The 12,151-nt window shown below is 41.1% G+C and carries 11 protein-coding genes; all 11 read left to right on the top strand.

Annotated elements, in window-relative coordinates; translation table 11 throughout:
* Positions 1-14 precede the first annotated feature (14 nt).
* The 11 genes from smpB to PUQ60_RS02370 all read left to right on the top strand — a co-directional run bounded on the left by smpB (position 15) and on the right by PUQ60_RS02370 (position 12,150).
* The gene (gene smpB, locus PUQ60_RS02420) at positions 15-479 is read left to right on the top strand and encodes an SsrA-binding protein SmpB (protein WP_022358767.1); all 465 of its coding nucleotides are present in this window, start codon (positions 15-17) and stop codon (positions 477-479) included.
* Between the two features lie 116 nt (positions 480-595).
* Positions 596-1,081 carry a PD-(D/E)XK nuclease domain-containing protein gene (locus PUQ60_RS02415; RefSeq protein ID WP_333549112.1) on the top strand — a complete coding sequence of 162 codons (486 nt, stop codon included), beginning with the start codon at positions 596-598 and terminating at the stop codon, positions 1,079-1,081.
* A gap of 487 nt (positions 1,082-1,568) precedes the next feature.
* Positions 1,569-2,105, top strand: coding sequence for a transcription termination/antitermination NusG family protein (locus PUQ60_RS02410; protein WP_118472846.1), 537 nt, complete (start codon positions 1,569-1,571; stop codon positions 2,103-2,105).
* Complete coding sequence (locus tag PUQ60_RS02405; protein WP_118490650.1) at positions 2,102-3,013, top strand: glycosyltransferase; 912 nt, start codon at positions 2,102-2,104, stop codon at positions 3,011-3,013. The genes PUQ60_RS02410 and PUQ60_RS02405 overlap by 4 nt, the downstream gene beginning before the upstream one ends.
* A 108-nt stretch (positions 3,014-3,121) precedes the next feature.
* Positions 3,122-4,492 (top strand): exopolysaccharide biosynthesis polyprenyl glycosylphosphotransferase, encoded by a 1,371-nt coding sequence (locus tag PUQ60_RS02400; protein WP_273400872.1) that lies wholly within the window; start codon positions 3,122-3,124, stop codon positions 4,490-4,492.
* A gap of 91 nt (positions 4,493-4,583) precedes the next feature.
* Positions 4,584-5,570, top strand: coding sequence for a glycosyltransferase (locus tag PUQ60_RS02395; RefSeq protein ID WP_337376340.1), 987 nt, complete (start codon positions 4,584-4,586; stop codon positions 5,568-5,570).
* A 25-nt stretch (positions 5,571-5,595) separates the two neighbouring features.
* Positions 5,596-7,413 (top strand): glycosyltransferase, encoded by a 1,818-nt coding sequence (locus PUQ60_RS02390; protein WP_273400868.1) that lies wholly within the window; start codon positions 5,596-5,598, stop codon positions 7,411-7,413.
* Positions 7,410-8,198, top strand: a complete 789-nt coding sequence (locus PUQ60_RS02385) for an ABC transporter permease (protein WP_118490658.1) — start codon at positions 7,410-7,412, stop codon at positions 8,196-8,198. Before PUQ60_RS02390 ends, PUQ60_RS02385 begins: the two co-directional genes overlap by 4 nt.
* Before the next feature lie 15 nt (positions 8,199-8,213).
* Positions 8,214-8,951, top strand: a complete 738-nt coding sequence (locus PUQ60_RS02380; protein ID WP_118490660.1) for an ABC transporter ATP-binding protein — start codon at positions 8,214-8,216, stop codon at positions 8,949-8,951.
* A 17-nt stretch (positions 8,952-8,968) separates the two neighbouring features.
* Positions 8,969-10,027, top strand: coding sequence for a glycosyltransferase (locus PUQ60_RS02375; RefSeq protein WP_273400866.1), 1,059 nt, complete (start codon positions 8,969-8,971; stop codon positions 10,025-10,027).
* Positions 10,028-10,053: 26 nt separating this feature from the next.
* Positions 10,054-12,150: a glycosyltransferase gene (locus PUQ60_RS02370; RefSeq protein ID WP_118472838.1), complete on the top strand. Its 2,097-nt coding sequence runs from the start codon at positions 10,054-10,056 to the stop codon at positions 12,148-12,150.
* The last annotated feature ends 1 nt before the right edge of the window (position 12,151 follow it).

The raw sequence follows: 12,151 nt of genomic DNA, 5'->3' as shown, positions 1-12,151 counted from the left end.
AAAGAGGAATTAAAATGGGAGCAGGAATCAAGATGGTGGCGAACAATAAGAAAGCCTACCATGATTATTTTATCGATGATAAATTCGAAGCCGGGATCGAGTTATTCGGTACCGAGGTCAAATCGATCCGCATGGGTAAATGCAGCATCAAGGAAGCATTTATCAAGATCGAGAGCGACGGTCAGGTGTATGTATTCGGCATGCATATCAGCCCATATGAGAAGGGAAATATCTTTAATAAAGATCCGCTGCGTGTGCGGAAACTCCTTCTCCACAAACTGGAGATCCGCCGCCTGATGTCAAAGATCAAAGAAAAAGGATATACGCTGGTGCCGCTGCAGGTGTATTTTAAGGGAAGTCTCGTAAAAGTAGAGATTGGCCTGGCACGCGGTAAGAAGCTGTATGATAAGAGAGACGATCTGGCGAAAAAGGACGCGAAGCGGGAGATTGACCGGGCGTTTAAGGCGAGACAGAAATAATTATTATATTTGAAATAAGCGATAAAAAACAGAGCATGTTGTATCTGACAAGATACTTAACGAAAGCGCACAGAGCTGATTATAAGGATGAACTACCAGATGGCATGTCTGCCCTTATGATTCCGAATGCGGAAATTAAAGAGATCTTTGAAACGATCGTTATCAAATGGTTCGATAACAGCACCAGGAAATGTGATCGGAATGCCCTGTTTGATGCGGTCTGGAACGGTGACAGCGAGGGCATTACAAGAGAGATGAATGCTTTGCTGCGGCGCACGATCAGTTACCATGATTATCGGGAAGATTTTTACCATGCTTTTCTCGCTGGAATCTTTACCGGTGCTGGGTATATGGTGGATTCCAATAAGGAGCATGGAGAGGGGCGCAGTGATGTGGTCGTCTACGATTCCATCAATGCACGGGTTGCAGTCTTTGAGGCAAAGTATACGAAAAATCTGGAAAAATTAGAAAGTGAGTGCGATACAGCTCTGTGGCAGATTGATGACAGAATGTATGCGAAGGAGTATGAGGATGACTACGATCAGGTACTCTGCTATGGCATTTCGTTTTTTAAGAAACGGTGTATGGTGAAGAAAAAGTAAGGATCTAAGATAACGGTATTAAGGGATATACGGTTCTATCGGAAAATTCGGTAGGACATAAAAGAATAAGAAAATTGGGAAGCAGAGATGAAATCATAAAAAGATCCATCTCTGCTTTTTGTATGTTAAAAAACTAAGTAAGGGCAATTATACACAATTTGAGCATAAAGATAATGTGTATATATAATGTATAGTATTGCAAAATAAATCAAACAATAAAGATTTCGCAGAATACCTAGTTCTGCGAAATCTTTGTTCATTATACTATGCTTTTAGAGCGAATTCAATAGAAGTTTCTCCCAAGAATCTATTATGAAATTATTAAGATACGCATTTCTGATCAATTATTTAGCAAATTTCCAATTAATACTATTTAAAAATCAATATTGTCAAAATAAAGCTCCTTTTGTGTCTCTGAAATTTCCTCCAAATTTCGCAGAACTAGGTATTCTGCGAAAACTGTAAAAACGAGAGGAAGAAGCTCGGTATGTGGTACGCAGTACAAACGCCTACAGGAAGAGAAGCTGAGATGGCAGAGAAATTGAACCGGGTTTATTCGGGAGAGTCGGATAAGCCCTGTTTTGTGCTGTCTAAAGAACGGTCCTGGCGGATGGGCGGGATTTATCACATCGGTGTGGAGCCGATGTTTCCGGGATATATCTTTGTGGATACGGATGATGCGGGAGAACTGGAACAGAAGATAGGAATTTTGGCTGGTTCTGCGAAGCTTCCGCTCGATGAGAAGGCAGTACCGTTGGAAAAGGCGGAGGAAGATTTCCTGAAACGTCTGCTTCGAGAGGATCCGCAGCATACGGTAAGACGATTTCTCGTACAGGTAAACGAGGCGGGAGAGCTCGTGTCGGCGGAAGGCATATTGGGAGAGTCGCTGGGACAGATCGTGCGGAAACGAATCCGAAAACGGGTTGTGACGCTGGAGATACCGATGCTGGGAGCAGCACGGCGGGTCGAACTGGCGATCCGTGTAAAAGGCGATGAAAACCGGGAGCAGGTGGCAGGCATATGAGAAGTTTAGATATGAAGTATTCCGTTCTGATGCCTGTTTACCGAAAGGAAAATCCGTTCTATTTTTACCGGGCGGCGCTCAGCATGATGAAACAGAGTGTTTCCCCGGATGAGTTTGTCCTGGTCTGCGATGGTCCGCTGACGGAAGAACTCGATGCAGTAATCAGAAAATTAGAAGAAACATGGTCCGAACAGGTGAAAATCGTGCGTCTGCCGGAAAATCGCGGCATAGGACCGGCACTGGCAGCAGGGGTGGAAAGCTGCCGAAATAATCTGATTGCCCGCATGGACAGCGACGATATCGCCTGTCCGGAACGATGTGAAAAGCAGCTGGTGCAGTTCCGAGGCAACCCAGCGCTGGCGCTGGCGAGCGGGGCGATTGCCGAGTTTGAGATGGATTCGCTGGAAAAAGCAGCAAATATGCAGTGGACGATAGATACACCGAAAGAGCCGGTGGAGATTCCAGAAGATTGTTGTATCACCGGTACCCGGACGCTGCCGTGCGGTTATGAGGAGATTCTTATATTTGCCCGCAAGCGCAACCCGATGAACCACATGGCGGTTATGATGCGGCGGGACGCTGTTTTAGCGGTTGGCAATTATCGTGCCGTGAAGGGTGCCGAAGATTACGAACTATGGGTGCGGATGCTGCAGGCTGGTTATCGGGCGGAAAATCTGCCGGATGTGCTGGTATACGCGAGAACGGGAAATGGCATGATGCAGCGGCGCGGCGGTCTGGCGTATGCGAGAGAAAATATACGTCTGCAGACCCATTTTTATAAAAGTGGATTTTTGACATTTCCTGAATATATAAGTAACTGTGCTGTGCGTGTGGCGGCAAGCATACTGCCGGTTGGGATTCGCGGCTATTTGTATCAGAAAAAGTTGCGGGAAAGAATGCACGCCTGATAGTTCAGGATAAAAAAAGATGAAAGAAAGTAACTGTTTGGTAAGAACCGTACATTTGTACGCGGAGTTTGCCTGTGAGAAAGCAGACAGTTGCGAGAGGATACGATTTTGAGACAATACGAACCATTCAAGAGGCTGTTCCGAATGGGAGGCGCGGTCATTTTGATGGCTGTCCTGACGGGAATTTATGGATGCGTCTGGAACGGTTATTTCAATAAATTAATTGAATTTCCATTTTGGAGAAGAGGAAACTGGCTGATGATCGCCCTGTATGCAGGAATTTTGTTTTTCTTCCTATATACATATGGGGGATTCCGGATCGGATATCTGAAAAAGGGAAATCTGCTTTGCTCCCAGATACTGTCGATCGGGCTTTTAAATATTATTACCTATATACAAATCTCATTGCTGGATAAGAAATTTCACGATCCGCGGATTTTGCTGGCGATGACGCTGGTACAGCTTCTGGCGGCGATCGTCTGGACATATTTATTTCAGCGGCTGTACCGGCTGCTGTTTCCGCCGAGAAGAATGCTTCTGGTATGCGGCGATCGTCCGGCATTTCATCTGATGGAAAAAATTAATTCGCGCGAGGATAAATATTACCTGGCGAAAGCGATTCATATCCGGGCGGGAATGGAGGCGATCATCCGGGAAGCAGGAGCATTTGACGCCTTGATTATCGGCGATATTCCGGCCAAGGGCCGGAATGCACTGTTGAAAAAATGTTTTGAAGAGGACATCCGTACCTATACGGTGCCGAAACTTTCAGACATTCTGATTCGGACGTCCGAAGAACTGGATATTTTCGACAGCCCGCTTCTTCTGTCCAGAAATGAAGGAATTTCCGGGGGACAGCGGTTTGTAAAACGGGCGATTGACCTATTCTTTTCAGGATTGGGAATCGTTGTTTTATCGCCATTTTTTCTGCTGGTGGCGTTGTCAATCTATCTGACCGACCGGGGACCAGTGTTTTATAAGCAGACGAGGCTGACAGAGGGAGGAAAAGAGTTCCAGATCTGCAAATTCCGGACGATGATTCAGAATGCAGAAGCGAAAACAGGCGCCAGATTGGCGGCTGAAAATGATGACCGGATTCTGCCGGTCGGACATTTCCTTCGAAGAACCCGTCTGGACGAGCTTCCGCAGCTTTTTAATATCTGGAAAGGCGAGATGTCGATTGTGGGACCGCGCCCGGAACGGCCGGAGCTGGCGGCGGAGATAGAGGAAGAGATCCCGGAATTTTGCTATCGCCTGAAAATGAAAGCGGGACTGACTGGTTATGCTCAGGTTTACGGCAAATACAATACGACTTCCTATGACAAGCTGAAACTGGATTTGACCTACATACGGAATTATTCTCTGCTTCTGGATCTGAAGCTGATGCTGATGACCCCGAAGATCATGATGTTAAAAGAAAGTACGGAAGGAGTGGCGGACAATGGAAACGCTTCTGACAGTCGTCATCCCGGCGTATAACGCGGAAAAATATATTAAATACACATTGGACTCTCTCTGTGACGAATGTACAAACAAACGTCTAGTTCTTGAAAAACCTGAAATTTCAGACATGGAGAAAGGAGAGACAGAACCGGATGCGAGATACCAGAAAAATGGGCAGTCGTGCCTGGAAGTGTTGGTGGTAGACGATGGTTCGACAGATCACACCGGAAAAATTGCAGATCAATATGCAAAAATCTATCCCGATACAGTCCGTGTGATTCATAAAGAAAACGGCGGTCACGGTTCCGGCATTAATTGCGGCATCCGGGAGGCGCGCGGCCGGTATCTAAAGGTCGTCGATGCCGACGACTGGGTCGAGCCGCAGGCATTTTCAAATTTATTAGATGCATTGGCACATACCAGCGATGATGCGGTTGTCAGCGGCTTTTACTGGCGGTTTGACAATGGAAGCGGGGAGGAATCCTCTTTTCCGAGTAAGGCGGAGATGAAAGAGCCATTCAAGGGTGTGAAATACGGAAAATCATACGTTTTGGATGGTATCGCTGATCAGGTTTATATGAAAATGCATGGGATTACCTGGCGGACAGAGATTTTGAGACAGATGCCGCTTTCGATCGACGAACATTGTTATTACGTCGATGCGGAATACATCCTGTATCCGATTCCGTGGGTGCGGACCGTGTCCTTTCTGCCGGATTTTGTCTACCAGTACCGGATTGGACGTGTAGGTCAGAGTGTCAGCCCGGAAAAAATGGTGCAGAACAAGAAAAATTACGACCGGGTGCTGGAATCCCTGTGTGCATTTTATCAGAAATGCCGGAATGGAGAAATTAACTGCTCCGAGGAAAAACTGCGCTATATCGAGAGCGGAATCGCCCGCGTAGCGGCAGGAAGAGTCAAGATCCTTTTGAGCCTTCCGGCGGATAAAAAGGTGAGAAATCAGCTGGTTCGGTTTGACAAAGAATTATTGGAAAAATATCCGGGAATTTACCATGCAAACCGGAATAAGGCGGTAAAGGCACTCCGGATGAGCCGGTATCGGTTGTATGGGGCGGCGGTTTGGGCGCTGAAACATCAGAAACGTCAGTTCTGACGAAACAAAAGAAGGAGAAGAGCGGATGAGATTACAGAATATACGGTTCCCAGAACCGGACATTTGCAGGGAAGAAGAGCTGTATTTCCACCGGAATGGTGAGTGGATTGATTTCAATGGCTATTTCAATCTCTTTTATATAGAAAAAAGAAAAAAATATACAAATCAGGAAACACTGACGCTGCATCTGGAAGTGGGCGATTGCCAGGCAGTCCGGCTGATGCATGACGAAACCATGATTCGTGAAATCGAATTGAGCGGACAGCCGGAGCCGCTGACATTGGAATTTCCGTATCAGGAGATAGATAAAGGTGTGTTCTGGTTTTCAGTAAAACCAGGAATAAGCAGCAAATCAGCTGTACCGCAGCTGTCTGGGTGGTATGAGGGAAAATGCCAGGAGGAAAAGCCGGTTCGCATCGCGGCGGTTGTCTGTACATTTAAACGCGAACCGTATGTGCTGCGAAATTTAAAAAGTGTTCTCCGCTTTTTAGAGCGACCGGAAAATGCATCAATGAATCTCTGCTATTGGCTAGTGGATAATGGGAGAACACTCTCGGAACACGAAGAAATCAGCCGCCTGGCTGACCAGCATCCAGATACAATTCGCATCATTCCCAACCGAAATGTCGGCGGCGCCGGCGGCTTTACGAGGGGCATGATTGAAGCGATCGAGGAGAAAGAACGCCTGGGACTGACGCATGTGCAGATGATGGATGATGACGCTGTGATGGATCCGGAGCTTTTTGTGCGGGCATATGGATTTTTGGGGATGCGGAAGGATGAGTGGGAGGATATTACTTTGGGCGGAAGCCTGTGGCGGGAGGATTTTCCGTATATTCAGCAGGCAGCCGGAGAGTGGTTCAAAGAATTCGTGGTACAGAACGATTTCCCGCTGGCAGATTTAAGAGATTTTCACGTATGTACGGATAAATATATGTGTGAAGCGGTTCATAAAAATATGCCATATTCCGGTTGGTGGTGCTGCTGCATGAGTTTAAATCTTGTGCGCCCGGATAACCTGCCGATTCCGCTGTTCCTTCACCATGATGATATCGAATTTGGCATTCGGAACCAGAAAGCAGGAATTGTCTTTTTAAATGGATTTGGCGTATGGCATAAGGGATTTGAACTTACCTTTACAGGCGTAAATACGTATTACGATGTGAGAAACACATTAATCACAACAGCTTTGAACGAACAGGAGAGAAGTCAGACAGAGATCCTTAAATGGATTTGGAAACGTATTACAGTGGATATCATTGAATTTCGCTACGGAGAAATGCGATTGGCGTATCAGGCATTCTATGATTTCTGCCGCGGGCCGGAGTGGTTATATAAAACGGATGCAGAAAAGCTGAATAACTGGCTCCGGGAACAGGTCGCGCTGAAACCGATTGAAAATCTGAAGGAAGAATTAGGGGAAGAAGACTATCGTCGGATTAAACAATATGCGGATGACTACCGGGATTCCTATGAAGTGAAAACGGTAGACGAATACTTCAGTCCGGCGCGAAAAGCGGCGAATCTGATAAAAAAAGTGACGTTTAATGGCTGGCTGCTTCCTGCGGATAAAAAAATAATCGCTTTATCGCCAGTTGAGTCTCCATTTCAGGCATTTCGAAAGAAAAAAGTTGTGTTGTTTGAGCCATTTTCGGGAAAAGCAGTTCTAGCAAAGAGAGAGTGGAAACAGTTGTGGCTTGCATGTGGGCTTTACCGTGACGCATGGAGACTGATGAAAAAGCATAAAACAGCAGCTGAGAAGTACCAGAAGGAAATTCAAAAATTCACATCCATGGACGCATGGAAACAGTATTTGGAGATAGAGAAAGGAAGCAAAAAATGAGGGCTTGGATTGACCGGATCAATGTTTTTATGAAATACAAAGATCTTCTGATACAGCTGGTAAGCCGTGACATAAAACTGAAATATCGACGCAGCTTTCTGGGATATCTGTGGAGTGTGCTGAATCCGTTGTTTGTCATGATTATTATGACGATTGTGTTTTCGACGATGTTCAGCCGGAATATTGAAAATTTCCCGGTGTATTTGTTTACGGGGAAGATGTTGTTTGATTTTATGTCCACATCGACGAACCAGGCGATGACTTCTGTTACGGGTAATGCGGCACTTTTGAAGAAAACGTATGTGCCAAAATATATTTTTACATTATCTAAAGTGACAAGTTGTATGGTAGATCTGCTTTTTTCATTTGGTGCCCTTTTTATTGTTATGCTTGTAACACGTGCCCGGATTTATTGGACTTTTTTCTTGTTTCCGTTAGTAGTACTTCAAATCTATATTTTTTGTTGTGGACTTGGATTTTTTCTTGCAGAGTTTAATGTTTTTTTCCGAGATATTCAGTATATCTATCAGGCAATTATTACAGCATGGATGTACTTAACTCCGATTTTTTATCCTGTGGAGTCTCTTCCAAGCAGTGTCGCTTTCGTAGTAAAAGGATTAAATCCTTTGTACTATTATGTGGCACAATTTAGAGATTTAGTTTATTACGGTCATTTTCCGGGACCGCGTGTTTTTTTAGGTGGTTGGCTAATAGCATTCATTATGCTATTCTTTGGGATTTTGATGTTTAAACGAAAACAGGATGATTTTATTTTATATATTTAAGGAACAGGTGTTGGAATGGAAGATTATGCAATCGAAATAGATCATGTGACCATACGCTTTAATATGGCAAGTGAAAAGGTTGATAACCTGAAAGAATACATTATTAAGTTGATAAAAAAAGAATTGATATTTCAAGAGTTTTTGGCGGTCAAAGATGTCTCTTTTAAAATAAAACGAGGAGAAGCATGGGCGCTGATTGGTATGAATGGTTCGGGAAAATCAACGCTTTTAAAAGCGATCAGTGGGATTTTAAAACCATATAAAGGGAGTATTACAGTACATGGAGAAATTGCCCCATTGATTGAGTTAGGAGCCGGTTTTGATTCGAATTTAACTGCCCGGGAAAATATTTATTTAAATGGAACTGTTTTGGGACATTCAAAAAAGTTTATGGATGACCATTTTGATGAAATAGTGGATTTCGCAGAATTACATGATTTCCTTGATACACCAATTAAAAACTTTTCATCAGGTATGTCTGCCAGACTTGGTTTTTCGATTGCAACGATGGTAAAGCCGGAGATTTTAATTGTTGATGAAATTCTGGCAGTAGGTGATTTCCTTTTCCAACAGAAATGTATGGAACGCATGAGTCACATGCTGGAGGGTGGAACAACTTTATTATTTGTGTCACATAATATAGAGACAGTGAAAAAACTTTGTGATCATGCAGCGTGGTTGGATCATGGCGTACTTAAAATGGCGGGAGAAGTACAGACTGTCTGTGATGCATATATGGAACAAAGAAAATAGAAATGATAGGAGAAAGTATGACGAAAGTATCAGTAATTGTTCCTATTTATAATATGGAAGTATATGTGAAAGAATGTCTGGATAGTATTTTGAGACAGACCTTAAAAGAGATAGAAGTAGTATGTATTGATGATGGTTCAACGGATCGCTCATGGGAGATTCTGACAGAATATGCGAAAGCAGATGCCAGAATTTTGCCGATTCGTCAGGAAAATCTGGGAGTTTCGACAGCAAGAAATAACGGGATAAAAAAGGCTTCCGGCAAATATCTGATTTTTATGGATCCAGATGACTGGTATCCAGAGGAGGATATTCTGGAGGTCCTTTTTGAAAAAGCAGAAAAAAGCGGATGTCATATATGCGGTGGGGAGTTTAGCGAATACGACGATAGAACGGGAGAGGTCAGGACAGAGTTTCCGGAACAGTATTTTGGATATGTGTTTCCAAATGAGGGTGTGATCGAATATGAGGATTGGCAGTTTGATTTTGGGTATCATAGGTTTTTGTATAACCGGGAATTTATATTAGAACATCAGTTGTATTTCCCTAAATTGATTCGATTTCAGGATCCTCCATTTTTTGTAAAAGCGATGATTACTGCCGAAAAGTTTTATGCGGTAAAGAAAGTGGTGTATCGATATCGTTATGGTCATAGAGATTTGAAATGGACAAGAGAAAAACGGATAGCGCTGTTGAAGGGTATCTATATGGATATGGATATGGCAGTTAGAAATCATCTGGAAAGACTAGTTGATTTGACGTGGTTTCGGATGACGGAGGAGTTTGGAGAGATAATTTGTTGTGGAATTATAGAGGGTGAGACAGAAATTGAAGAGTGGATCAGACGAGTGTATGATTGTTTAGAAATAGATAGAAAAGAGAAGTATGGATATCCGTTTTATAGAAGATTTAGGGACGAAGTGATTTTGTTAAAAGAAAAGCAAAGAAAAGAAGATGAGAGATTGGAAAATGAAATAAAAGCAATAAAAAATTCAATAACATTTCGAGTTGGAAAATATTTGCTATATATACCGCGCTGTATTAAATTGGCTTTATGGAGCCGAAAAAAGTCCTAAAAAATAACATTTAATGAGGAATACAAATGAGTGAAATTAAAGTTTCGGTTATAATGCCAGTATATAATGCAGAAACATATTTAGAAGAAGCTATTGAATGCTTAATATGTCAGACATTAAAAGAAATAGAAATTATTTGTGTAGATGATGGTTCGACGGATCGTTCATTGGAAATTTTGGAAGAATATTCAAAAAGAGACGATAGAATCAAAATTTTACATCAAAGAAATTTATATGCTGGAGTTGCAAGAAATAATGGATTGAAACAAGCAAATGGAGAATTTGTTATATTCCTTGATTCGGACGATTTGTTTGAAAGAGGACTATTGGAAAAAACATATAAACAAGGGAAAAAAGTAAATGCAGATATAGTTTTGTTTGGAGGGGAGTGTTTTAATGTAGATAATGGAGAACATAAAGAAAGACCGGATTTTTTGCGGAAAGAGTATATAGGAGATAAGTCAGTATTTTCACGAAAGGATATACCGGAAAAGATATTTAATATTACGACACCGTGTCCATGGACAAAATTATATAGTAGAAAATTTATTGAAAGAGAAAAATTGCAGTTTCAGGAATTGCAGCATACAAATGATGCTTTTTTTGTATTATTATCGTTAGCGTTAGCGAATAAAATTACATATATAGATGAGGTTTTAATAAGTTATAGAATTGGACAAAAGAATAATCTTCAAAGTGTAAAAAGTAAAAATCCAGAAATGTTTTTTGAAGCATATGAGCAAGTGTTTGATGCGCTGAATGAAAAAGGAATTTATGAAGAGGTAAAGAAAAGTTTTATAGAGGTTACTTTAGCTGGATGTGTTTATAATATAAATTCAGTTAAAACAAAAGAGGCAAAAGTGAAAATATATCAAGAGATGCAGCAAGAACATTTTACAAGGATGAATTTGTTGGAACAAGAAGAAACGTTTTATTCTAATTTAGAACATCTGTATCAATGCAAAGGAACTAAGTATATTTTAGAATGCATTGAAAAAAGAAATAGAAATTATGAAGAAAATAAGTTGACACTTTTATTAAAAAATGAAGAAAAAAATATTCCAAAAGTTTCAGTTGTTATACCAGTGTATAATACGGAAAATTATTTGAAAGAATGTTTGAATAGTATTATGAATCAAACGTTAGATGAAATTGAAATTATATGTATTAATGATGGTTCAAAGGATAATTCGTTGGAACTGTTGTTAGAAGCGGCAAGTAAAGACCATAGAATATCAGTATATACACAGAAAAATTCGGGACTCTCGGTCACTCGTAATAGGGGCGCTGAATTGGCAAATGGAAAATATATTTATTTTATGGACAGCGATGATATTTTAGATAAAAATGCACTTTATAAGTTGTTTTTTAGAGCTGAAAAAGATTCGCTTGATATGATATGCTTTGATGGCCGGAGCTTTGTTGATGATGATTTAGAAGGAACGGTTAGTGCGGCAATAGACTATTATATAAGAAGCGCAAAATATAATGGTGTGTATACAGGAGTAGAATTATTATCTTTAATGCAAAAAAATGGGGATTATCGGACAAGTGTTCCGCTTCAAATGGTAAAAAAGTCATTTTTAGAAGAAAATAACATACATTTTGTAAACGGAATTCTTCATGAGGATAATTTATATACATATCAATGTATGATAATGGCAAAAAGAGTAGTACATATGCCAAATCAATTTTTTAATAGGCGTTATAGAAGTAATTCTATTATGACGACACGGACCACATTTGAACATTCATATGGATTGTTTTCTTGCTATATATATATGGTTCTTTTTTTGAATGATAAATTTATAAATGAATTGTGTTTGGAAAGTGTACTCGAATTGCAAAAAAACGTATTAGGAGAAGCAAGAAACGGATTTTTAAAGTTATCTCGAGAGGAACAATTTGCAGTAGAAGGACTTGAATTAAAAGAAAAGAATCTATTTAAATTATATATTGTGGATTGGTGCGCGCAGAAGTGGAGTGCTGACTGTATAAAACAAAATATTGATCAAGAAATTCAAAAAGCAATAGAGAATGTAAAAAATACAATTACATTTAAAATTGGGAAAAGCATTATGTTTCTACCAGGTAAAATAAAAAGAATAATAAAGGGATATTAAA

Origin of the sequence: Clostridium sp. AF02-29, from assembly GCF_934835585.1 — a bacterium.
GTDB lineage: Bacteria > Bacillota > Clostridia > Lachnospirales > Lachnospiraceae > Otoolea > Otoolea fessa.
This window is presented reverse-complemented; position numbering and strand designations above follow the sequence as displayed.